The organism is Microbacterium sp. NPDC089189 (assembly GCF_040685095.1).
In the GTDB taxonomy this organism is placed as follows: Bacteria; Actinomycetota; Actinomycetes; order Actinomycetales; family Microbacteriaceae; genus Microbacterium.
In genome coordinates this window covers 46,596-70,136 of sequence record NZ_JBFBHG010000007.1, presented here as the reverse complement: position 1 = coordinate 70,136, position 23,541 = coordinate 46,596, and the positions used below count along the sequence as shown (strand labels likewise).

18 protein-coding genes are annotated in these 23,541 nt (G+C 71.5%); 7 read left to right on the top strand and 11 right to left on the bottom strand.

What is annotated here, in order from left to right:
* Positions 1-4: 4 nt before the first annotated feature.
* Together AB0N73_RS05795 and AB0N73_RS05790 are read right to left on the bottom strand one after the other, a co-directional pair.
* Positions 5-2,788, bottom strand: a complete 2,784-nt coding sequence (locus AB0N73_RS05795) for a LamG-like jellyroll fold domain-containing protein (protein WP_363561312.1) — start codon at positions 2,786-2,788, stop codon at positions 5-7.
* 83 nt (positions 2,789-2,871) lie between these two features.
* Entirely contained in the window at positions 2,872-4,980 is a 2,109-nt protein-coding gene (locus tag AB0N73_RS05790; RefSeq protein WP_363561310.1) for an Ig-like domain-containing protein, read from the bottom strand.
* 167 nt (positions 4,981-5,147) lie between these two features.
* Between AB0N73_RS05790 and AB0N73_RS05785 the strand changes: the two genes are divergently transcribed.
* Positions 5,148-5,993, top strand: a complete 846-nt coding sequence (locus AB0N73_RS05785) for an NAD(P)-dependent oxidoreductase (protein WP_363561308.1) — start codon at positions 5,148-5,150, stop codon at positions 5,991-5,993.
* A 186-nt stretch (positions 5,994-6,179) separates the two neighbouring features.
* Here AB0N73_RS05785 and AB0N73_RS05780 read toward each other — a convergent pair whose 3' ends face one another.
* Positions 6,180-7,205 (bottom strand): LacI family DNA-binding transcriptional regulator, encoded by a 1,026-nt coding sequence (locus AB0N73_RS05780; protein ID WP_363561306.1) that lies wholly within the window; start codon positions 7,203-7,205, stop codon positions 6,180-6,182.
* A 172-nt stretch (positions 7,206-7,377) separates the two neighbouring features.
* On the opposite strand from AB0N73_RS05780, the gene AB0N73_RS05775 reads away from it, so the two are divergent.
* From AB0N73_RS05775 to AB0N73_RS05760, 4 genes are all read left to right on the top strand, one after another.
* Positions 7,378-8,676 carry a sugar ABC transporter substrate-binding protein gene (locus tag AB0N73_RS05775; RefSeq protein ID WP_363561304.1) on the top strand — a complete coding sequence of 433 codons (1,299 nt, stop codon included), beginning with the start codon at positions 7,378-7,380 and terminating at the stop codon, positions 8,674-8,676.
* A gap of 62 nt (positions 8,677-8,738) precedes the next feature.
* Complete coding sequence (locus AB0N73_RS05770; protein ID WP_363561302.1) at positions 8,739-9,650, top strand: sugar ABC transporter permease; 912 nt, start codon at positions 8,739-8,741, stop codon at positions 9,648-9,650.
* A 3-nt stretch (positions 9,651-9,653) separates the two neighbouring features.
* The gene (locus AB0N73_RS05765; RefSeq protein ID WP_363561300.1) at positions 9,654-10,553 is read left to right on the top strand and encodes a carbohydrate ABC transporter permease; all 900 of its coding nucleotides are present in this window, start codon (positions 9,654-9,656) and stop codon (positions 10,551-10,553) included.
* Positions 10,554-10,555: 2 nt separating this feature from the next.
* Positions 10,556-12,484, top strand: a complete 1,929-nt coding sequence (locus tag AB0N73_RS05760; protein WP_363561298.1) for a beta-L-arabinofuranosidase domain-containing protein — start codon at positions 10,556-10,558, stop codon at positions 12,482-12,484.
* A 109-nt stretch (positions 12,485-12,593) separates the two neighbouring features.
* Here AB0N73_RS05760 and AB0N73_RS05755 read toward each other — a convergent pair whose 3' ends face one another.
* The 8 genes from AB0N73_RS05755 to AB0N73_RS05720 form a co-directional block, all read right to left on the bottom strand.
* Entirely contained in the window at positions 12,594-12,857 is a 264-nt protein-coding gene (locus AB0N73_RS05755; RefSeq protein WP_363561296.1) for a hypothetical protein, read from the bottom strand.
* Between the two features lie 191 nt (positions 12,858-13,048).
* The gene (locus AB0N73_RS05750) at positions 13,049-13,486 is read right to left on the bottom strand and encodes a VanZ family protein (protein WP_363561294.1); all 438 of its coding nucleotides are present in this window, start codon (positions 13,484-13,486) and stop codon (positions 13,049-13,051) included.
* A gap of 25 nt (positions 13,487-13,511) precedes the next feature.
* On the bottom strand, positions 13,512-14,927 hold the full coding sequence (locus tag AB0N73_RS05745; protein WP_363561292.1) for an NtaA/DmoA family FMN-dependent monooxygenase: 1,416 nt from the start codon (positions 14,925-14,927) through the stop codon (positions 13,512-13,514).
* On the bottom strand, positions 14,924-16,660 hold the full coding sequence (locus AB0N73_RS05740; RefSeq protein WP_363561290.1) for an ABC transporter ATP-binding protein: 1,737 nt from the start codon (positions 16,658-16,660) through the stop codon (positions 14,924-14,926). The genes AB0N73_RS05745 and AB0N73_RS05740 overlap by 4 nt, the downstream gene beginning before the upstream one ends.
* Position 16,661: 1 nt before the next feature.
* On the bottom strand, positions 16,662-17,519 hold the full coding sequence (locus tag AB0N73_RS05735; protein ID WP_363561288.1) for an ABC transporter permease: 858 nt from the start codon (positions 17,517-17,519) through the stop codon (positions 16,662-16,664).
* Positions 17,516-18,532, bottom strand: coding sequence for an ABC transporter permease (locus AB0N73_RS05730; protein WP_363561286.1), 1,017 nt, complete (start codon positions 18,530-18,532; stop codon positions 17,516-17,518). The genes AB0N73_RS05735 and AB0N73_RS05730 overlap by 4 nt, the downstream gene beginning before the upstream one ends.
* Positions 18,510-20,174: an ABC transporter substrate-binding protein gene (locus tag AB0N73_RS05725; protein WP_363561284.1), complete on the bottom strand. Its 1,665-nt coding sequence runs from the start codon at positions 20,172-20,174 to the stop codon at positions 18,510-18,512. Before AB0N73_RS05725 ends, AB0N73_RS05730 begins: the two co-directional genes overlap by 23 nt.
* A gap of 132 nt (positions 20,175-20,306) precedes the next feature.
* Complete coding sequence (locus AB0N73_RS05720) at positions 20,307-21,467, bottom strand: aminotransferase class I/II-fold pyridoxal phosphate-dependent enzyme (protein WP_363561282.1); 1,161 nt, start codon at positions 21,465-21,467, stop codon at positions 20,307-20,309.
* Positions 21,468-21,670: 203 nt separating this feature from the next.
* Between AB0N73_RS05720 and AB0N73_RS05715 the strand changes: the two genes are divergently transcribed.
* Both AB0N73_RS05715 and AB0N73_RS05710 read left to right on the top strand, forming a co-directional pair.
* Positions 21,671-22,711 carry a TerC family protein gene (locus AB0N73_RS05715; RefSeq protein ID WP_363561280.1) on the top strand — a complete coding sequence of 347 codons (1,041 nt, stop codon included), beginning with the start codon at positions 21,671-21,673 and terminating at the stop codon, positions 22,709-22,711.
* Positions 22,712-22,728: 17 nt separating this feature from the next.
* Complete coding sequence (locus AB0N73_RS05710; protein ID WP_363561278.1) at positions 22,729-23,532, top strand: cation-transporting ATPase; 804 nt, start codon at positions 22,729-22,731, stop codon at positions 23,530-23,532.
* Positions 23,533-23,541 lie beyond the last annotated feature (9 nt).

Genomic DNA, 23,541 nt, shown 5'->3' with positions numbered 1-23,541 from the left:
CGGGTCAGCCCTCCTGACGGCGGCGGAGGACGCCCGCCACACCGAAGGCGATGGCGCCGACGCCCGCCATCACGAGGAGGAGCAGGACCCCGACCGACAGGCCGGTGACCGCGAGCGCGCCCTCGGCGGGCGATGCGGAGTCGACCGGTGCGGCGCCGCCGTCCGTGCCGCCGCCGACCGGGTCGCCGCCCGTGCCGCCGTCGACCGGCGCGGTGATGGTCACCGCATCCCAGCCGATCAGGTCGCCGTCGGCCGTGTACAGCGCCAGGCGGTGCGCGCCGGTCGGGAGGCTCGTCGGCGTCACCAGGCGTGCCGTGCCCGCCTCGGCGGTGGCCGCCCCGAGCGCGGTCGGCTCCGAGAACAGGAACGCGTGCACGCGCTCGCCGTCGTGCCCGGCCGGCAGCGAGATCGTGATGGCTTGCCCGGCGACGAACGTCTCGGGCGTCACCTGGATGAGGCCGTCCGTCTCGGGCGTGAGGTCGGTGTCGACCGGTGACCAGGGGCCGCGTGCACCGATGGTCAGCACCGCCTGGAACGCGCGGCCGTCGCGCTCACCGAGCGACTGCACCACCTCGAACGCGTGCGAACCGGTGCCGGCGAACGGCTCGTCCAGCGGCACGGTCCACGATCCGTCGGCGGCGACCGTCGCCGTGCCGACCACGCGGTCCGCGCGCTCGACGCGCACCTGGGCGCCCGCGAAGCCGGTGCCGGAGAGCTCGGCCACGACGGCGTCGTGATCGCGCGCGGTGGCCGTGTCGGTCGTGAGCGAGAAGTTCTCGCCGTCGGCGTCGATGTCGGCGCGCGCGGTGAGGAACTCGCCACTGGTGAGCGCCCGATCGACGATGCGGGTCTCGCCGATGCAGCCGTGCCACCCGTGGTCGGGCTCGGTGTTCCACGTGGACGCACCCAGCACCCACGGCATGTAGTCGGCCGCCTTCATGCCGGCGACGCCCGAGGCGTTGCGCAGCACCGGCACGCCGTCGACGTACATGATCGCCGTGCGCGCGGCCGGGTCGTTCACGATGGCGACGTGGTGCCAGGCGCTGGGCATGATCTCGCCCGACCACAGCGTGTACGAGGCGCCGGTGCGCGCGTCGCCCGCCGAGTACTGGTACTCGCGGAGGTTCGAGATGCCGATCCACGCCGCGCCCGCGCCCGGGTCCGACGCGTCGGGGATGCCGATCCACTGGCGCGCACCGCCCCGGGTGAGGGCGCTGCTCCAGCGGTTCGCCCCCTCCGTCCAGTCGGCGTCGAGCTGCAGGAACGTCTCGATCGTGTAGCCGGATTCGGCGTCGAGGTCGGCGAAGGTCGCCGGGGCGCCGTACTCGGTCTGCAGGAACGACATGCGGTCGGGTCCGGTGGCGTTGCGCCCCACATCCGAGAAGCAGACGGCGCCGAAGTCCGACGAGTAGAAGGGTCGGTTGGTGTGCGACACCGTGACGTCCTCGGGCTCTTCGGGGGCATCGGTCTGGTCGATCGCGTTGCGGTGCATCGGGCTCGCGCCCGCCACATCCGGGATCACGGTGTTCTCATCGACCACGCCCTCGGCCAGGTCGCCGAACCGCCAGTGCGCCACCGTGCCGTCGACCTCGACGTAGTCCGCGGCGTTGCCGGCCGGTGCCTGCGCGCCGCCGTTGCCGCTGTCGTCCCAGCCCTCGGAGACGATCTCCTTGGCGCGCTCCGACAGATCGGGCTTCGTCTCGTCCGCCGGGTCCACGGTCCACCCGAAGCGGGCGCCGAAGTCGAAGTCGATGCTGAACGACTGCCAGGTGCCGTCGAGCACGGGGGTGTCGGACGACCCGATCGAGTCGGCGTGCTTGCGCGTGACCCAGGGCGAGACGGTCTCCACGTCGATGCGGTCGTTCGAGAGGTCGAACTCGAGCAGCGTCATGATGCCGTTGCCGCCGTCGGCGGCCATCTGGTAGTCCGTCAGCAGCTGGTACACCGGGTGGCCCGCGTCGTTCGTGCGGGTCTGCATGGTCGAGCCGTGGAAGTGGCCGTTCACCGTCGCGATGATCTGGTCGTTGCCGCGGATGAGGCGGTCCCACAGCAGGTCGCCGAACCACCACGGGGCGGGCGACTGCTGGTCCTCCGCGATGTTGATGATCGCGTGGGAGGACAGCACCACCGGCACTCCGGGGTGCGCATCGAGGATGCCCTGCGCCCACGCGAACGTGTCGTCCGACGCGTTCCAGGCGACGGCGAGCGACATCCACTGGTGCCCCTCCGCCTCGAACAGGTACGCCGTCGACAGGCCGTTCTGGAACGAACCGATGAGGGCGTCGCCGGCCTGCGCGCGCATCGCGTTCGTGTTGAAGCGCGACAGGTAGTTGCCCGAGATGCCCTCGGAGGAGCGGGCGCCCTGGTTCGACACGTCGTGGTTGCCCGGCAGGATCGAGTAGTCGACCCCGCCGTCCGACAGGATCTTCATCGCCTTCTGAGCGGCATCCCACTCACCGGTGACCCATTCCTGGTCGACGACGTCGCCCACGTGCACCGCGAACGGGATGTTGAGCTCGTCCTGGTTGTCGACGATCCACTGCGTCTGCACCTCGAACGGGTTCGTGCCGTACTGCGGCATGAACTGCGAGGCGCTGTAGCGCGAGTAGAACTGCGTGTCGGGGATGATCGGCAGCACGAAGCTCGACCGGTCGCCCTCGGGCGCGTCGGGCACGGCGGCGGTCGCTGCGGGAGCGGCGGCCAGGGTGAGGGTAGATCCCGCGACTGCGGCGAGCGCGAGCATCGCGACGGCACGGAAGGCGGGGCGGCGACGGGAGGTCGATCGCATGACAGGACTCGCTTCTTCGGATGAAGGGACGTTCTCTTCTGTGGGGGCCGGGGCGGGTTCTGCGCCCCGGGATGCACGGCGGATCATCGCGCGACCGCCGGCCCGTAGACCTCGACCTCGGACAGCGACATCCAGGTGGCGTCCGACTTGTGCGTGATGATCACGCGCACGCCGGTCGCGACGACGGCCTCGCCGGTGACCTCGAGGCGCAGCTGCGGGGTCGTGTTGACGTACGGCCAGGCCTGGGAGCCCGCGGGGAGGTCCACCCATCCGCCGGTGAGCGTGCGGTACTGCACCGTCACGCCGCCGACGTTGTCGCGCCCGCCGATGTCGAACACCGAGGCGCCGGTCACCTGACGGGGCTCGTCGAAGAAGAACGACACCGTGTTGGGGTTGACGCGGTTGACCGCTCCGCCGGCACGCCAGTCGTCGAAGCCCTGGACGTTGCGGTTGCCGTCGATGAGGCCGAACGAGCCGCCGTTCATGTGCGTGTAGTCGTAGTGCACGCCGCCCTGCCGCAGCAGGTTGACCGTGGTCGCGGGCTGCACGGTGATCGTGAGGGTGGCCGAGAAGCCGAGACCGGCGATGCCGGGCACGATGACGGTGCCGGCCGCGGCGAAGTCGGCATCCGACACCCGCGCCCAGTCCCAGGTCACGGGGGCGGTGACGCTCTGGTCGCTGCCCGACACGGCGCGCGAGACGGTGCGCGGCGCACGCATCTGCAGTTCCTTGATCGTGACACCCGCCGGTGCCGAGAGGGCGGCGGCCACCTCCGACTGCAGGGAGCCCACGGTGTAGACGGCCTCGACGGCGACGGTCTCGCCGAAGTAGCCGGCAGCGCTGCCCGGCACGGTGACGGTGCCCTCGGCATCCCACGCGGATGCGGCGGGCACCTCCCACACGATCGGCGACAGCGTCGCGCGGCGACCCCACGGGTAGGTCGCGGTGAGGGTGCGCGGGAGGCTCGGCGCCAGGCCCCGCTCGGTCACCCCGGTGACGGGGGGCACCGCGGCGGTGAGCGGGTGGACGCGCCACTGCTGCACCGCGGCCGTGCCGGCGTCGTACGTCTGCACCTCGGAGCCGTCCGCGGTCTTCCAGTTGTAGAGGTCGAGACCGGCGACGCGTCCTCCGCTGTCGCGCTGCACGTTGTGGAAGTAGCTGACACCGTTGGCGCCGGCGACGACGGTCCACTGCGCGTAGGGGTCGACGGCGGCCTGGTCGATCGTGACGTCACGGAGGGCCAGGTAACGCTCGTTCGGGTCGCCGTTGGTACGGCGGGCGAGCACGCGGCCGTCGGGAGCGACGATCACGAAGGTGTTCGCGGCGCCCGTGACCGGGTAGAACGTCACGGCCTGCGCCTGCAGCGGCCCGGGGGTCGTGGCCAGCGTGAAGACGGCGGCTTCGGCGGTCCAGGTGGCACCGGCGGGCCCGGTCTGCTGCGCCGCCTCGTTGCCGAGCTCGATGACCTTGCCCGGCGCGTGGACGCTCTCGATGAGCGTGAGCTGCGGCTCGCCGACCAGATCGGATGCGGCGGCCTCGGCCACCCGCGCGGCGGGGGCGGCGCTCGCGCGCTCGGTGAGGCCTGTGGTCACCGCGGTGATCACGCCGTGCGCGGGAACGCTCAGCGAGACGACCCCCGCCGCGCCGACGGCGACCGGCGCGGCGGCGACCAGGGCACCCGCCGCGTCCGCGGCGTGGACGGTCGTCACGGCGCCGGCCGGCTCGGCGAAGGAGCGCAGGTCGATGTCGACGGAGGCCGGGCTCGTGGTGGGGTTGGCGTACACGACGCTCGCCGTGCCGGCGCTGTACGCGACGAGGGCGCGGTCGGTGCTGCCGGCCGCGGCGAGCACCGTCGATCCGGCGGGCACCAGGTCGGCGAAGTGGGAGCGCACGAGCGCTGCCGAGGCGGGCAGGCTGTCGGCCGCGAAGGCCGCGGAGCCGCCGGTGCGCGCCTCGGCGATGACCTGCTGGGCGAGGGCGGCTGTGAGCGCCGGGTCGGTGGCGGCCGCATCCACGGCTGCGGGGGCGAACTCCGCCCAGGACGGGATCGTGCCGACCGCGGCGGACGGGTCGACGATCGCGACGTCCGTCTCGGGGGTGGCGAGGGAGGGGGCGGCGACGGCCACCGTGATCGCGAGGGCGGCCGCGGTCGCGACGGCGCCTCTGATCACACGACGGGAGGGGAGCTTCATGGCGGGGCGGGGTCCTTTCGAGCGGGCCTCGGACGGCCTCGGGCAGGCCGCCGAGAAAGCTAACGCGGTCGGATGTCGCCCGGGGACGCCGCGGTGAACGCCCGGAGAACGATTGCCCACGCGGCGGTGTTCACGTCAACACGCGCGAGGTGTGCGACGCTGTTCCCATGCGGATCGCACTGACGGGATCATCGGGAAAGCTCGGACGAGTGGTGGCGCGCGAACTGCGCGACGCCGGACACCGGGTCATCGGGCTGGACGTCGTGGGCGAACGGGGCCCCGACTTCGTCCAGGTCGACCTCACCGACTACGGGCAGGTGGTCGACGCGCTCGGCAGCGTCGGCGATCGGCACGACGGTGTCGACGCCGTGGTGCACCTGGGCGCGATCCCGGCCCCCGGCATCCGCGCGGATGTGGCCGTGTTCCACAACAACATGGCGGCGACGTTCAACGTGTTCCACGCGGCGACGCGGCTCGGCATCGACCGGATCGTCGCCGCATCCAGCGAGACCGTGCAGGGTCTGCCGTTCGACGTCCCGCCGCCCTACCTGCCGGTCGACGAGGAGTACCCCGCGCGACCCGAATCGGTCTACTCGCTCGTGAAGACCCTCGAGGAGCAGCTGGCGATCGAGCTCGTGCGGTGGCACCCGCAGCTCTCGATCACGGCGCTGCGCTTCTCGAACGTCATGGTCCCCGAGGACTACGCCGAGTTCCCCTCGTTCGACGCGGATGTCCGCGCGCGCAAGTGGAACCTCTGGAGCTACATCGACGCGCGCGACGGCGCGCACGCCGTGCTGCGCGCCCTCGAGGTGGCCCCGGCCGGCTTCGACCGCTTCCTCATCGCCTCCCCCGACACGGTCATGAGCCGCCCCAACGCCGAGCTGGTGGCCGAGGTCTTCCCGGGCGTCGAGATCCGCGGGGAGCTGGGCGTGAACGACAGCCTGTTCTCGACGGCGAAGGCGCAGCGCCTGCTCGGCTACCGCCCGCAGCACTCCTGGCGCGACGAGGTCTGACAGAGCGACTGACAGGGCCCCGCGCCCGGCATCCGCTCGTTTCTCGGAGAATCGCGCGTTTCTCGGAGGATCCCGCCCGAATCCTCCGAGAACGGCGGCATTCTCCGAGAGATCCGCGGCGCGCAGGCGCCCGCACGGGGGCACCGGAAGCCCGTAAAGGGTTTCGCGGCTTTCGTGAGCCGCCGCTCAGCGGCGGGCGATGGTGGAACCGCGGATGATGAGGCGCACCAGGGTGTGATGGGTGCCCGCGCCGATGTCGACGCCGTCGATGGCGTCGAAGACGCGCTGCGCCGCGTGGCGGCCCAGCTGCTGCAGGTTGGCGTCGATGCTCGTGATCTCGGGGCGCGACCCCGTCGCGAGCAGCTCCCAGTTGTCGTAGCCGATGACGGCGAGGTCGTCGGGCACCCGCCGCCCCAGGTCCCGCGCCGTGTCGAGCACGCCGCGGGCGATCTGGTCGGATCCGCAGAAGATCGCGTCGACGTCCGGATGCTGCGCCAACAGCATGGCGGCGGCGTCGCGCCCCCAGTGCTCGCTCCATCCCGAGAACATCGGTTCGCCGACCAGCGCGAGCCCCGCCGCCTCCAGCGCCGCCCTGGCCCCGGCGAGGCGGTCCTGCGCCGCCGCGTACAGCGGGTCGCCCGTGATGTGGGCGATCCGGCGGCGTCCGGTGGCGAGCAGGTGCTCGATCGCCAGCCGTCCGCCCGCGTAGTTGTCGGGCGTCAGTGAGAGATCGCGCGGGTCGTCGGAGGGCGAGTAGGCGTAGACGACGGGGACGGGGATGTCGGGACCCAGCGACGGCCGCGGATCGGTCTGCCGCCCGACGACGATGATCCCGTCGACCCGTCGGCTCAGCAGCGCCCGCAGGTGGTGCTGCTCGCGGATCGCGTCGCCGCGCGCGTCGCACAGGAAGACGTTGACCTGACCCGCACCGAAGGCGTCCTCGGCACCCGACAGGATCGGGATCATGAAGCGGCCCTCGAGGTCGCTCGTGAGCAGCCCGACGGTGCCGGTGCGCCCCGCCAGCAGCCCGCGCGCCATCGCGTTGGGCGTGAAGGTGAGCTCCTCCGCCGCCTCGGTGACCCGCTTGCGGGTGGCGGGGGCCACATCCCCCCGGCCGTTGAGCGCCTTGGACGCGGTGGCGATCGACACGCCCGCACGCCGCGCGACGTCGCTCAGCGTGGACGCGCGTGCGCCGCCTTCGCTCGGTGCCATCGAAATCTCCGTTATCCAACTGTGACCGACGATGCATCTTGACCACCGCCTCGAGTCAGGATAGCTTCCCGAAAGGGATTTCGCTCGTTTCGATAATCCCGACCCGAACCACAGCGGTACGAGTCCGGCTACGCCGCCGGACCCGCTCGACGAAGAGCAAGAGGAGAACGCAATGACTCAACCCCGACGCCGCACTGTGCTGCGGACGATGACGTCGATCGTCGCCGCCGGAGTGCTGGTGGGCAGCCTCGCCGGATGCGCCGCCGGAAGCGGCGGCACCACCGCGCCCGAGGACATCCCCGCCGAGGGCATCGACGACGGCTCGACGCTCACGCTCTGGACCCGCGCCCCGATGGAGCGCCAGGCGAAGCTCCTCGTCGAGGCCTACAACGCCAGCCACGAGAACCAGGTCGAGCTCACGGTCGTCCCCAACGACGACTACGTCGCCAAGGTGGGCGCCGCCGCCGGCTCGGGCGGCCTGCCCGACCTGTTCGCCGCCGACATCGTGTACGTGCCCAACTGGGTGGAGCAGGGCCTGTTCCAGGACATCACCGCGCAGATCGACCAGCTCGACTACAAGGCCGACATCAACCAGGGCCACCTCTCGGCCGGCACCTACGAGGGCGGCGAGTACGTCCTGCCCTTCGTCCTCGACCTGTCGATGCTGATGTGGAACAAGGAGCTGTTCACCGAGGCGGGCCTCGACCCCGAGAAGGCACCGGCCACGCTCGAGGAGTTCGCCGAGGCGGCCAAGGCCGTCCAGGCGCTCGGCAAGGACGGCGTCTCGGGCACCTCCACCGGACTCAACTGCGGCGGCTGCCTGCTGTTCACCTGGTTCCCGACGATCTGGGCCTCGGGCGCCGAGGTGCTGAACCCCGAGGGCACCGAGTCGCTGCTGGCCAGCGACACCGCCAAGGACGTCTACAGCATCTGGCAGGACCTCTACGAGGCCGGCGCGATCGCGCCCGGCTCGGAGGAGGAGACCGGCGCGACGTGGGTCGCCCAGTTCCAGGAGGGCAACGTCGGCATCATGCCGTACCCCGCGACCCTCCTCTCGGGTCTCGAGTTCGACGCGGGCGTCGCGGGCCTGCCCGGCCTCGAGGGCGGCGCGTCGACCTTCGCGGGCGGCGACGGCATCGGCATCTCGAAGGACTCGAAGCTCTCGGCGCAGGCCTGGAACTTCCTGCAGTGGATGATGTCCGAGGACGCCCAGGTCGAGGTTCTCGCCAAGGACGGCAACGCCGTGTCCCGCGTCGATCTCGCGAACAACGAGTACGCCGCCGCCGACCCGCGTCTGGTCACGATCAACGAGGTCGCCGGCGAGGGCTCGACCCCCGTCGCGATCAACTTCCAGCAGGCGTTCAACGCTCCCGGCAGCCCCTGGCTCGCGCTCGTGCGCGGCGCCGTGATGGGTGACGGCGCGGAGATCGACAGCGACAACGACGAGATCACCGCGATCCTCGGCCAGTAATCCCTCTCCCGGCGGGGCGCGTCGTCCGGCGCGCCCCGCCGGCCCTTCTCCCTAGGAGCGACGTGGCCCTCTCCCCTCCCCTCCGGCGTCTGCGGGTACGCCCCGCGCGCTCCGCGCTCGGCGGCCCTCTGCAGGGCTGGCTGTACGCGGCCCCCACCGCCCTGTTCGTCATCGCCCTCTTCCTCATCCCGCTCGTGCTCGTGCTGCAGATGTCGGGGTCGGACTGGCCGCTGCTGCGCGGCAACATGGGTCCGAACTTCCCCGAGAACTACGTGGATGCGGTCAACCTCCGCCTGTTCTGGGACGCCATCGGCTTCACGCTGCTGTACACCGCGATCACGACCGTGCTGCTGCTGGGCCTCGGGCTCGGCCTCGCGCTGCTCGTGCAGGAGTCCACGGCGTGGAAGGGGTTCCTCCGCACCGCGTTCCTGCTACCGAGCGCGCTCGGTCTCGCCTCGGCATCCCTGCTGTTCTACGTGCTGTACTCGCCCTTCGCGGGTCCGTTCGCCGACCTGATGGCGTCGTGGGGCATCACGTTCCTCGGCACCCCCGAGGGGGCGCTGTGGTCCACGGTCTTCCTCGTGGTGTGGCGCTACGCCGGCTTCTACATGCTGCTCATGCTCGTGGGCCTGCAGGGCATCCCCGACGACGTCTTCGAGGCCGCGCGCATCGACGGCGCCTCCCGCTGGCAGACCTTCCGGCACATCACCATGCCGCTGCTGCGCCCGACGTTCGCGCTCACCACCGTCATGTGCGTCACCGGCTCGCTGCTGGCGTTCGACCAGTTCTACATCCTCACCAAGGGCGGGCCCGACAACAGCACGATGACGATCGTGCAGCTCATCTACAACGTCGCCTTCCAGGGGCAGAACAGCCTCGGGATCGCCGGCGCCCTGTCGGTCATCGTCCTGGCGGCCCTCATCGTCATCAACGTCGTCCAGCTGCGGGCGTTCCGCAAGCCCGAGGAGGCCTGAGCCATGGTCACGACCGAATCGACGTCGACCCGCGTCATCACCGCACCGCATCTGCGGGGCACCCCGCCCAGGCGCAGCCCGCAGGCGCAGCGCCTGCTCTGGGGCATCCCGTCGGTGGTGTTCACGGGTGCGCTGGCGATCATCTTCCTCTACCCGCTCGTGTGGACGACCGTCGCGTCGTTCAGCCCGCAGGCGGGCACCAGCCAGACCGACGGATGGGGCCTGGGCAACTACGCGTCGTTGGCGAACTTCCAGGCCGGCATCTGGACGTACCTCGGCAACTCGCTGTTCGTGTCGCTGCTGACGGTGACGCTGACGCTGCTGACCTCCTTCCTGGGCGGCTACGCGTTCGCGCGCTTCCAGTTCCCGGGCAAGAACCTGCTGTTCCTGCTCGTGCTGGCGATCCTGATGGTCCCGTACGCGACGCTCCTCATCCCGCTCTACGTGATCCTCAACGCGATCGGGCTGCAGAACTCGCTCGTCGGCGTCGCCCTGGTGCTGACCATGTTCCAGCTCCCGTTCTCGATGTTCATGATGCGCATCTCGTTCGAGTCGATCCCGCGCGAGATGGATGAGGCCGCCCTCGTGGACGGCTGCAACAGCCTCAGCGCCCTGTGGCGCGTGCTGCTTCCCGCCGTCAAGCCTGGACTCATCACCGTCGGCCTCTTCGCGTTCCTGACCGCGTGGAACGACTTCATCGCCCCGCTCATCCTCATCAACGACACCAACCGGATGACGCTGCCCCTGGCGGTCGCCAACCTCCGCGGTCAGGTGATGGGCGTCGTCGACTACGGAGCCACAGAGGCGGGGGTCGTCGTGCTGGCGCTGCCCTGCGTCCTGCTCTTCCTGATCCTCCAGCGTCACTACGTCCGCGGCTTCATGTCCGGCGCTTTCAAGGGATGACCATGACCCTCACCACATCCGCACCCGCCACCACCCCCGCCCCGGTCGCCGCCCCCGCCGTGCCTTCGCGCGGGCGGCTGCGCCCGCTCGGGCTCGGCGAGGCGCGCATCATCGGCGGCTTCTGGGGCGAGCGCCAGCGCGTGAACGCCGCGAACACCCTGGCCCACATCCGCGGCCGGCTCGAGTCGGAGGGCTGGCTCGGGAACTTCGACCTCGCCGCGGCGGGCACCCTGCCCGACGGGCGCCGCGGTCGGGAGTTCGCCGACTCCGAGGTCTACAAGTACCTCGAGGCGCTCTCGTGGGAGATCGGCCGTTCGGGCAGCGCCGCGCTCGAGGAGGACCTCCGCGCGGTGACCGCCCGGATCGCCGCCGCGCAAGAGCCGGACGGCTACCTCAACACCCGCTTCGGCCGCCCGGGCCAGGAGCCCCGCTGGTCGGATCTCGAATGGGGCCACGAGCTGTACTGCCTGGGCCACCTGTTCCAGGCGGCCGTCGCGCGGGTGCGCACGCACCCCGAGGCGACCGACGGGCTCGTCGACGTCGCCCGCCGGGCGGCGGATCTGGTCTGCACGGTGTTCGGCGCCGACGGCAACCAGGGCGTCTGCGGCCACCCCGAGATCGAGGTGGGGCTCGCCGAGCTCGGCCGTGCCCTCGGCGAGCAGCGGTATCTGACCCAGGCGCAGCTCTTCGTCGATCGCCGCGGCCGGGCCACGCTGGCCGACATCGAGTGGGGACGCGTGTACTTCCAGGACGACGTGCCGGTGCGCGACGCCGAGGCGCTACGCGGCCACGCGGTGCGCGCCAACTACCTCGCGGCCGGAGCGGTCGACGTGGCCGTCGAGAACGACGACGACGCCCTCCTCGATGCCCTCCGCGAGCAGTGGGCGCGCACGCGCGGACGCCGGACCTACATCACCGGCGGCCAGGGCTCGCATCACCAGGACGAGGCCTTCGGCGACGACTGGGAGCTGCCGCCGGACCGGGCCTACTCCGAGACGTGCGCCGGCATCGGCTCGATCATGTTCTCGTGGCGGATGCTGCTCGCCGAGGGCGACGCCGGCTACGCCGACCTGATCGAGCGCACGCTGTTCAACGTCGTGGCGACCTCGCCGAGCGCGGACGGACGGGCGTTCTTCTACGCCAACACGCTGCATCAGCGGGTGCCCGGGCTGCCCGCCGACCCGGAGGGCACGTCGCCCCGGGCGTCGTCATCGCTGCGCGCACCCTGGTTCGACGTCTCGTGCTGCCCGCCCAACGTGGCGCGCACGCTCGCCAGCCTCGATGCGTACGTCGCCACCCGCGACACCGATGGCGTGCAGGTGCATCAGTTCGCGCCCGCCGAGATCCGCACGACGCTCGACGACGGCCGGAGGATCGCGGTCGACATCGAGACGGACTACCCGTCCTCCGGGACGGTGCGGTTCGTCGTGCGCGAGAGCGCAGACGACCCGTGGACGTTGACGCTGCGCGTGCCGGCGTGGGCGGCGGGCGCGACCGTGCGGATCGGCGACGGTCCGAGCGAGGAGTCGCAGCCCGGCGCGGTCTCCGTCCGCCGGGCGTTCGCGGCGGGGGACGTCGTGGAGCTGACCCTCCCCCTCGCCCCGCGATTCAGCCACCCCGCGGCCGAGATCGACGCCGTGCGGGGGACCGTGGCCGTGGAACGCGGGCCGGAGGTGCTCGCCGTGGAGTCGGTGGACCTCCCCGCCGAGGGCGATGTGGCCGGCGTCGTGATCGACGCCCGGACGGCCCCCGTCGAGCGTGACGGCCGCGTCTGGGTGCGGGCCGGGGTGCGCCCCGAGCCCACCCCGCGCTGGCCCTACGGAGAGCACCGCAGCGAGCCGGCCGCGATGGTCGAGGTGCCCCTCGTGGCGTACCACGACTGGGCGAACCGCGGACCGTCGACGATGCGGGTGTGGCTCCCGACGGCCTAGATCCCCCGCACGGACATCGGAGAATCGCGCCGTTCTCGGAGGATCTCGCCGGATTCCTCCGAGAACGGGCGATATCTCCGAGAAGAGTGCGCGCGTCCCGCCTCCCGCGTCAGGGGGTGGGACGACCTCCGCGCCAGGGGCGGAAGCTCGGGATGGGGATGGGTTTGCTGATCGGATGCGTGGCGCCCGCCTCGATGTGGGGCGCGTTGCCGGGCGCGGAGCCCGACCGGCCGAAGCGACGCTCGAACTCGATCCGCGACTCGTCCTCGAAGTAGTCCGCGTCGTCGCGCAGATCGAAGGCGTCTGCGTCTCCTCGCGGGACGTCGCCGTCGGCGCTGGGCCTCGGGCCGTCCATCGTGTTGCTGCCGTTCACGGCTCGTCCTTTCCCGAGCACGCGCCGGGGGGACGCACGCTCTACCGAATGAGGCGTCGTGCGCCGGCGTGCTGCGAGTACCGCTGATGCCGGACGACCGCCTGCGGTGTCCTCACGGTAGGTCGGCCCGCCCCATCCGCAAGGGGGCTTGCCATCTCGCGACGGGTGGTCTACTCGCGCCCGGGCGCCCGTCAGCGCCGGCGCACCATCGAGACGATCACGGCGGCGAGCATGCCGAGCGCCGTTCCGATGGTGTTGGCCACCACATCCATGATGCTCGCCGTGCGCTCGGCGAGCAGCTCGCCCTGGATGAGCTCGATCGTGAGGGTGACGGCGATGCCGATCGGCAGCACGAGCAGCCGGGCGCGGTCGAGCACGACCGTCAGCAGCCAACCGAACGGCACGAAGTACACGATGTTGGCACTGAACTCGATGCGCCCGTACGTCGCCCAGGGGAACATCGTCTCGATGCGGTGCAGCAGGCCGACGGCGCCGCGGTCGACCGGCTCGGGCCAGAAGGCGATGAGCGCGGCGACGACCAGGTAGAGCGCCAGCAGCACCATGGCGATGCGGCGCTCGCGCCCCGAGACCGCGGGACGCGCCGCGGGCACCGTGGGCGACGAGGTCATCCTCCGACCGTAACCGCCCCGTGTGTCAGCGCTGTGACGCGGCGGCGAGCGCCGCGGCCTCCTCCCACGTGCTCGCGCCGGTCGCGAAGGCGCCGCGGTACCGCGCGGCCGGATGACGCTCGTTCAACCGCGGGGCGCCGAACAGCTTCTGCCGCAGCGGACCCGGTGCGTACTCCGACTGCGCGAGGCCGCGCTCGCGCAGCACGGGCAGGACCTTCTCGGCGAACTCCTCGAACGAGCCGGGCAGCACCCAGTTGATGACGTTGATGCCGTCGACCCCCGCGGCCTGCCACTCCTGGAGGCGGTCGGCGATCTGCTCGGGGGTGCCGACCACGCGGGCGCGGCCCCGCCCGATCGTGGCGATGTCGCGGACGGTCGGCTCGCGATCGGTGACCGCCTGCGAGACCCAGCTGAGGAAGCCGCGCGCCGTGTTGGTGTCGATGTCCTTCACGGGCGTGTCGGGCGGGTAGACCCGGCCGGTCTTGTCGACCAGAGCCGAGTGCGCGAGGTAGCCCTCGTCGCTCGTGTACCGCGCGTACTCGTCGGCCTTGCGGTGCGCCTCCTCCTCGGTGTCGCCGATGATGAAGCTCAGCCCCTGGAAGAACTTGATGTCGTCGGCCCGGCGCCCCGCGGCCACGGCCAGCGCCCGCGTCTCCTCGATCTGCCGGCGCGCGATCTCGGGGGTCGGGGCGATGATGAACGTCGCCTCGGCGTGGGCGGCGGCGAAGGCCCGGCCCGATGCCGACGAGCCGGCCTGGAAGAGCAGGGGCGTGCGCTGCGGCGACGGGGCGGGGAGGTGCGGGCCCTCCACGCGGTAGCGCTCGCCCTCGTGGTAGATCTTGTGGATCTTCGTCGGGTCGGCGTACACGCCGCGCTCGCGGTCCTTGGGCAGGGCGTCCTCATCCCACGAGCCCTCCCAGAGCTTGTACGCCACGTCCACGTACTCCTCGGCCCACCGGTAGCGCTCGGCGTGATCGGTGAGCTGGGGCAGCCCGAAGTTGCGGGCGCCGTTGTCCTGCGTGCCGGTGACGATGTTCCAGGCGATCCGGCCCCGCGAGATGTGGTCGAGGGTCGAGACCTGGCGGGCGAAGTTGAACGGATGGTTCTGGGCCACGTTCGAGGTGAGCGCCAGACCGATCTCGCGCGTCGAGACGGCGAGCGCCCCCAGCAGCACGGTCGGGTCGTTGCTCGGGATCTGCAGGCCGTGCCGCGCGTAGACGTCGAAGTCCGCGTCGGCGTCGCCGTAGAGGCCGGTGACGTCGGCGAAGAACATGGCGTCGAACCGCGCCTCCTCGAGCAGCTGCGCGAGCGAGATCCACAGATCGACGTTCTCGAAGTCGACCTGCCCGGCATCCGGACGACGCCAGTGCCCGTGCTGGATGTGGGAGTTCGTGTTCATCACGAACGCGTTGAAGTGCAGGGGGCGGACGGGTTCGGTCATCGGTTCTCTCCGGGGGCGTCGGGGGCGGGCGTGTCGAGTGCGGGCAGCGCTCGCACCAGTTCCTGCGTGTAGGGCTCGGCGGGACGCGTGAAGATCTGCTCCGACGTGCCCTGTTCCACGACCACGCCGTCCTTCATCACCAGCACGTGATCGCTCATGTGGTGGATGACGCCGAGGTCGTGCGAGATGAAGAGGTAGCTGAGGCCGTAGTCGTCCTGCAGGCTCACCAACAGGTCGAGGATCTGCGCCTGCACCGACACATCCAACGCCGACACCGCCTCGTCGAGCACGATGATCTCCGGCGACGACGCGAGGGCGCGCGCGATCGCGATGCGCTGACGCTGCCCGCCCGACAGCCGCAGCGGCGAGCGCCGGCGCACCTCGGGCGGCAGCGCCACCTGGGCCAGCAGGTCGCCCACGCGGGCCCGGCGCTCGGGGGCGGTGAGCCCCGCATCCGCCGGGATCGCATCGAGCAGGATCCGCTCCGTGCTCCACCGCGGGTCGAAGGAGCTCAGCGGGTCCTGGTAGACCACCGCGATCCGCGACCGGGCGGGGCGACGGCGGCGTTCGGGCAGCGCGGACCAGGGCCGCCCGAGCAGTCGCACCTCGCCCGCATCCGCCTCGTCGAGCGCGAGGGCGAGGCGTGCCGTGGTGCTCTTGCCCGAGCCCGACTCCCCCACGATGCCGAGGGTCTCGCCGCGTCGCAGCACGAAGGACACGTCGTCGACGGCGCGGGTGCGCGACCCGTCGGGCGCGGTGAAGTGCTTGACGAGGTGCGTCGCCTCGAGCACGGGCGCGGCGCCGTCCTCGTGCGGCGCCTGGTCCGGCGTCTCCTCCGCGCGCTCGCGCGGCAGATGCAGGTTCGGCGGGGCGGGCACCTGCGGCGCCAGCCGCTCCCCCCGGGTGTGACCGCCGGGGACGGCGGCGATGAGGCTGCGCGTGTACGGGTGCGCCGGATGCGTCAGCACCTGCGCTGCGGGACCCTGCTCGACGACCTCGCCGCCGCTCATGACCAGGATCTGGTCGGCGAGCTGAGCGACCACCGACAGGTCGTGGCTGATGAGAACGAGCGCCGACCCGCGGGCCTTCATGTCGGCCAGGAGCGACAGCACCTGCGCCTGCACCGTGACATCGAGCGCCGTGGTGGGCTCGTCCGCGATGACCAGCTCGGGATCGAGTGCGATCGCCGAGGCGATGAGGGCGCGCTGGCGGAGACCGCCCGACAACGCACCGGGACGCTGCCGGGCGCGACGCTCGGGCGCGGGCACGTCGACGCTCGCGAGCAGATCCACGGCCTTCCGTCGCCGGGCCGAGCGGTCGCGCCAGCCGTGCAGCCGCAGGGCCTCCTCGATCTCGCGCCCGACGGGGCGGAGCGGATCGAGCGAGACGAGGGCGTCCTGCTGGATGAAGCCGATCCGCCGTCCGCGGATGCGGCGCCATCCCGCCGCGCTCTGCCGACGCAGGTCGACGTCGCCGAGGCGGATGTCGCCGCGCTCGACCACGGCACCGGCACCGGTGAGGCCGACGAGGGTCCGGGCGGTCACGCTCTTGCCCGAGCCCGATTCGCCGACGATCGCCACGCACTCGCCGGCCCGGAGGTCGAACGACACGTCCTGCACGACCGTCCGCACCTCGCCCTGACGGCCGAAGCCGACCCGCAGGCCCGAGACGGCGAGGCGGACCTCGCGCTCGGCGGCGGCCACGGCATCCACACGTTCCTGGGTCAACGACATGTCACTCCCCGTTCTCGAGGCGGTTCTGCACGTGCTGCCCGACCGTGGTGGCGGTGAGGGCGAGCACGAGGATGACCAGTCCCGGGATGAAGGTCAGCCACGGCGCCTGCAGCAGGTACGCGCGCCCGGCGTCGAGCAGGGCGCCCCACTCGGACGAGGGCGGGGCGACGCCGAGCCCGAGGAACGACAGCCCCGACGCCCAGACGATCGACTGCCCGACCGACATCGTGAAGATGGCGATGAGCGGGCGCATGGCGTTAGGCAGGATGTGCTGGCGGACGATCCGCCCCCGCCCGTGTCCGAGTGCTCGCGCGGCCTCGACGTAGCCGGCGTTCTTGGCCGAGAGGATCTGCCCGCGCACCATGCGGGCGTAGCCGGGCGCGGTGCTGAGGCCGACGGCCAGGATCGCGGTGCCCGCCGACGGGCCGAGGATCGCCACGAGCAACAGCGCGAACAACAGGATGGGGAAGGCGAACGCCACCTCGATGATGCGTCCGACCACGGCCGACACCACGCGTCCGCCGAGCGCCGCGGCCGCGCCGAAGACGATCGCGAGGACGAGCGCGAGCCCGGCCGCTCCCACACCGATCGACAGCGACTCCCGGGTGCCGTACACGACCCGGCTGTAGAGGTCGCGGCCGGCCTCGTCGGTGCCGAACCAGAACTGCCACGACGGCGGCCGGAGGGCGTTCGCAAAATCCTGCCCGGTCGGCGAGTGCGTCGCGAGGGCGGCGGGCGCGAACGCCGCCACCAGGAACAGCGCGAGCACCACGAGCGAGAGCACGAGCCCCCACGGGAGGGTGCGCAGGCGCCGCCGACCGGCGGCCCCTCGCGCACCGACGACGGTCTCGGCGGTCATGTCGTGATCCTCGGGTCGATGAGCGAGTAGGCGATGTCGACGAGCACGTTGGCGACGACGTAGATGAGCGCCACGAGCACCACGATCCCCGTGACGACGGGCAGGTCCTGCGTGCTCACGGCGGTCACGAGCGTGTCGCCGATGCCGGGGCGGGAGAAGATCGACTCCACGATCACCGCGCCCGAGATCGTGGCGCCCAGCGCCCATCCGGTGAGCGTGATCGCCGGGATGGAGGCGTGCCGCAGCACGTGGCGCAGCCGGATCGCGAGGTCGCCCATCCCCCTCATCCGCGCGCTCAGGACGAAGGGCTGCTCGAGGGCCCGCTCGAACTCGGTGCGGGTGGCCTGCCCCATGAACCCCGCGAGCGGGATCGCCAGGGTCAGCGCCGGCAGGACGAGGCCCGCGATGCCGGTGCCGCCCATCACCGGGAACCACCGCAGCTGCAGCGCGAACACGAGCAGCAGCAGGATCCCCAGCCAGTAGGGAGGCATTCCCGCCACCGCGGTGTCGACGGCGGAGCCCAGGGCCCGGATGCGGGGCGCCCGCCCCGCGGTCAGCACCACCCAGACCGTCATGAGCACCCAGGCGAGCGCGATGCCGCTGAGGGTGAGCACGAGGGTGGCGCCCAGCTGCTCCGAGATGATGTTCCACACCGGCCGGAACTGCTGGTACGAGGTGCCGAGGTCTCCCCGCAGCAGCCCGCCGAGGTACCCCAGGTACTGCACGATCACGGGATCGTGCAGACCGTACTGCTGGATGATCGGGGCGAGCTCCTCGGCCGTGCGCTGCTGCGCCTGGCCGGTGCGGATGTTGAGGATGGCGGTCGCCCGGTCTCCCGGCAGCGCGAGCTGCGCGAGGAACGCGGCGGTCGCCGCACCCCACAGCACCACGACGGCGCTGACGAGACTTCCGAGGATGCGGGTGGCCCGCCGACGGGTGCGGGTGCCGCGGGCGCGGGACTCGTCCGCGCGCGCGTCGTCCGCGATCGTCTCACTGAACGAGGTAAGCGTCATAGAACGTCGGTCCCCCCTGTGCGTTCTCCTGCCAGAGGTCCTTGAGCGACGGGCTGACCGCCAGCGTGCTCAGCCGGTCGTAGAGACCGACCGACGTCGCGTGCTCGGCGATGTAGTCCTGCGCCTCGCGGTACAGCGCGTCCTGCGCCGCCGGGTCGGCCTCGCCGTTGGCCGCGAGGATGAGACGTTCCAGCTCGGGGTCGTTGTAGAAGGCGCTGTTGGAGAAGTTGGGGCTCTCCTCGGTGCTCGGACGCCAGTTGATGTACAGGATGCCGGCGTTGATCGCGGTCCAGTACCCGACCGAGAGGTCGTAGCTGTCGGGGGTGCTGTACCCGCCGCCCCAGAGCTCGGCCTGGCTGAGCGGCAGCAGGTCGACCTTGAACCCGGCGGCCTTGGCCTGCTCCTGCACGCCCTGGAGGATCGATGCCCCGTCGGTGTTGATGATGGATCCGGCGCCGTACGGCAGCAGCACCTCGAGGATCTCGCCGTCCTTGCGGCGGTACCCGTCGTCACCGACCTCGTCCCAACCGGCGGCGTCCAGCAGCTCCGCCGACTGGTCGGGGTCGTAGTCGTACCGGTTCGCCGCGTCCTCGCTGTAGGCGGGGGTCGTGCGGCTGACCGCGCCGTTGCCCTCGTAGGGGATGACGCCCTGCCCGATCGTGTCGACGATGCTCTCGCGATCGAGCGCGTACACGAACGCCTTCCGCACGTTCTCGTCCACGAACGGACCCTCGACCGTGTTGAACGAGATCTGCTGCGGCCGGCCGGCCGTGACGTACTTCTCGAGCGTGTAGCCCTCGTCATCCAGCGTCTGCCAGGAGGTCGCGGGCACGTCGTAGATCGCGTTCGCCTCGCCCGACTGCAGGGCGGCGACCCGGGTCGTCGGATCGGAGACGAAGCGCCAGTCGACCTTCTCGACATAGGCGGGGCCGGTGTGCCGGGCGTTGGCGGGCCACGAGGTGTAGTCGTCGTTGCGGGCGAGGATGACGTTCTGGCCGCGGTTCCACTCCTCGACGGTGAACGCACCCGATCCGATCGGCGCCTCGCAGTTCTCCTCGTCGGTGCGGGTGGCGAGGGCCTCGGCGGATTGGATGCCGAAGTAGCCCTGCGTGAGGTTCTCGACGAACCGCGCGTAGGGGCGCGACAGGTGCACCGCGAGGGTGACGTCGTCGACCGCCTCGGCGGACTCGTAGTACCCGCCGAGCCAGACCGCCGCGGTGCTGTTGCCGCCGTTCACCCAGTACTCGAAGTTGTCGGCCACCGCCTGCGCGTCGACCGGCGTCCCGTCGGTGAAGCTCACCCCGCTCTTGAGGGTGATCGTGTAGGTGAGGCCGTCGTCCGACACCGCCCAGTCCTCGGCGAGCCACGGCACGACCTCGCCGTTCTCGTCGAGCGAGAAGAGGCTGTCGAGCACCTGGTACGAGATGTAGGCCTGCTCGATCCAGCCGCCGAAGATGCACGACGGCTCCTGCTGGTGGGCGTACACGATCGTGCCGCCGTCGACCCGTTCGGCGTCGGCGGCGGGCTGCGCGGCGCCGGAGGCGCACCCGGTGAGGGCGACGAGCAGCGCCGCCGTGGCGGCGGTGGCCGGCAGCAGGGCGCGGCGGACGGAGGTGGGCCGGAGCCGAGTGGGGGACGTCATGCCAGCGAGCGTCGCAGCGTGCGGCCGGGCGCGCGCGGGCCCGCGTCGCCTGCCGTCACCCGGTGTCGCGTGCCGTCACCCGAGGTCACGCGCGGACACACGCGGGCGCGCCAGCGCGGGCGCCCGCTACCGTCAGCGCCCGCGGACCGCCCGCGCGATCGCGTCGACCGCCTCGACCAGCAGCGGCCGAGGGAGCGCCAGCACCATGCGCACGTGGCCCGCCGCGCCTGCGCCGCAGAGCGCGCCGTCGGTCAGGACGACGCCCGCCCGCTCGCGCAGGAACGCGGCCGGCGACGGATCGAGATCGAGCGCGGTGAGATCGATCCAGCCGAGGTACGTGCCCTCGGGCGGGGTGTACCCCGCCTCGGGCAGCCGATCGGCGAGCAGCTCGGCGAGCAGCCGCCGGTTGCCGTCGATGTAGTCGAGCGTGTCGTCCAGCCAGCCGGCGCCGTCGTCGTAGGCCGCCGTCGAGGCCACGACGCCCAGCGTCGACGCCCCGTGCACGACCGAGAAGCCGAACCGGCGGTAGAGGTCCTCGTCGGCGTCGTTCGAGGTGATGAGCTGCGCGGCTTTCAACCCGGGGATGTTCCAAGCCTTCGACGCGCTCGTGCCCGTGATCGTGTGCGCCGCCGTCGCGGCCGAGATCGACGCGTAGGGGATGTGGGCGCGCCCGTCGAACCGCACCGGCGCGTGGATCTCGTCGGCGAACACGCGCCCGCCGTGCCGTTCGACGACCGCGGCGATCGCCTCGAGCTCGGCGCGGTCGAGGACGGCGCCGGTGGGGTTCTGCGGGTTGCAGAGCACGAGGGTCCGCGCGCCCGCCGCGAACGCCCGGTCGATGCCCTCGAGGTCGTGCTGCCACCGCCCCTCCACGATGACGCCGGGCACCTCGATGACGGGATGACCGATCGCCGGCAGGTAGGTGAGGAACGGCATGTACGCCGGCGTCGGGACGATCACGGCGGACCCCTCGGGCGCGTAGTGGTCGACGGCCACGCCGAGCGCCGCGATCACATCGGCTACCGGGTGCACGCGCGCCGGGTCGACGTCCCATCCGTAGGAGCGCTGCATCCAGCCGGCGGTGGCACGTCCGAGCCGGTCGGCCAGGGCCGGCGACAGGTAGCCCAGGGTCTCCTCCGCCACCGCCCGCTGCAGGGCGGCGGTCACCGCGGGCGCGGTGCCGAAGTCCATCTCGGCGACCCACGCGCCGATGCTTCCCGGGTGCAGGCTCCACTTGCGGCTCTCGGGGCGATCGAGCTGGGCCCGGGTGCGCAGATCGTAGGGATGCGACATACGAAGAACGTAACCGCGATGCGGTCCTCGGCGCCTTCCAGATGCCGTAGTCTGTCATCCAGCAAGGGGAGTACTCCCGTCTGCGGTCGGCTCGTCAGTACGGATTCAACGTCGGATCCCGGGCCGCCGGTCCCGACCTCGTGTCGGGGCGGAGGAGACCTTGGCGTCATCTGCTGTACGCCGACACCCTTTGGAGCACTCCTATGCAGGTCACACCCCTGGTCTGGATCATCACGATCGCCGTGACGGTCATCTTCTTCGTGTTCGAGTTCTTCGTGCACGTACGAAAGCCACACGCGCCCACGATCCGCGAATCCGCCCTCTGGTCGGCGTTCTACATCGGCCTCGCGCTGGTGTTCGGCGTCGTGATCGGCCTCATCCCCGGCTGGGGCTGGGTCTTCAGCGGCGAGTACTTCGCCGGATACCTCACCGAGAAGGCGTTGTCGATCGACAACCTCTTCGTCTTCCTGATCGTCATGACCGGCTTCGCGGTGCCCAAGGTGTACCAGCAGAAGGTGCTGATGATCGGCATCGTCATCGCGCTCATCATGCGCGGTATCTTCATCGCCGTCGGCGCGACGCTCATCGAGAACTTCTCGTGGGTCTTCTACATCTTCGGCGCCCTGCTCTTCTTCCTCGCCTGGCAGCAGGTGCGCGGCGATCACGGCAGCGACCCGGCCAACAACGCCTTCATGCGGTTCGTGCGCCGCATCCTGCCCGTCAGCGACGAGTACAACGGCGACAAGCTCACCGTGAAGAAGAGCGGCAAGCGCTTCGTGACCCCGATGCTGCTGTGCATCGTGGCCATCGGCTTCATCGACCTGGTCTTCGCGCTCGACTCGATCCCCGCGATCTACGGCCTCACGAGCGAGCCGTACATCGTGCTGACGGCGAACGTGTTCGCCCTCATGGGTCTGCGCCAGCTGTTCTTCCTCATCGGCGGGCTCCTCGAGCGCCTGGTCTACCTCGCGCAGGGTCTGGCCGTCATCCTCGCCTTCATCGGTGTGAAGCTCGTCTTCCACGCCCTGCACGTCAACGAGCTGCCGTTCATCAACGGCGGTGAGCACGTCGAGTGGGTGCCCGAGATCCCGATCTGGTTCTCGCTGCTCTTCATCGGCGCGACGATCGCGGTCGCCACGATCGCGAGCCTCGTGAAGACGCGCGGCGACGCCGCCAAGAAGGACCGCGAGACGGTTCAGGGCGAGCCCATCGCCGCCGCCGAGAACGACGCCGACACCCACTGACCCGAGGAGGAGAGGACATGAGCGCGCTCAACCGACTCCTGGGACTCGCCGCCAAGGCACTGGGAGACAAGACCGCAGACCGTCCGCATCCGGGCGCCGGCGTCCCCGCGACGCCGCCTCCCGCGCGGCCCGCGAACGATCGGTACGTCCCCGGTCAGGGAGCATACGAACGGGGGCGCGGCGGCTCGTCCGTCACGCCGCCCGCCAGCGCTGCGAACGCCGCCGACCGGCAGGCCATCGCCCGCTACGACTATCTGCTGCAGACGGCCGACCCGCACCAGGTCGAGCTCGTCCACCGCGAGGCGTTCGCCCGCCTGACGCCCGCGCAGCGGGCGCAGGTGCAGGCGCGGATGCAGAGCGAGCTGCCCGCGCACGAGCAGCCGAGGTCGGCCGACCCGGCTGACCTCGCCCGTGCCGGAGCCCGCGCCGAGGCGCAGCGCCCCGGCGTGCTCCGCGGGCTCCTCGCCCGGGCGGGCGGGGGCCGCGGCGGACGCGGCGCCCTGGCCGGAGCGGGCATCGGAGCCGCGGGTGCGGTGGGCGGCGTCCTCGCCGCCGTCGCGGGCGGCGCCGTCATGAGCGCCGTCGCCGCGCCTCTGCTCGAGCAGGCGATGGGCATGGGCATCGACTTCGATCAGATCGCGTCGGGCATCGACCTGGATCAGATCGCGGGCGGGGTCGAGGGCTTCGCCGGCGGCGTCGAGGGGCTCGCCGGCGGTGCGGGCGAATACGCATCGGGGCTGGGCGAGCAGGTGTCGGGCATCGGCGAGCAGCTGTCGAACGGGTTCGAGCTGCCCGGGCTCGGCGACCTGTTCGGGCGCTGACCCGCGCGG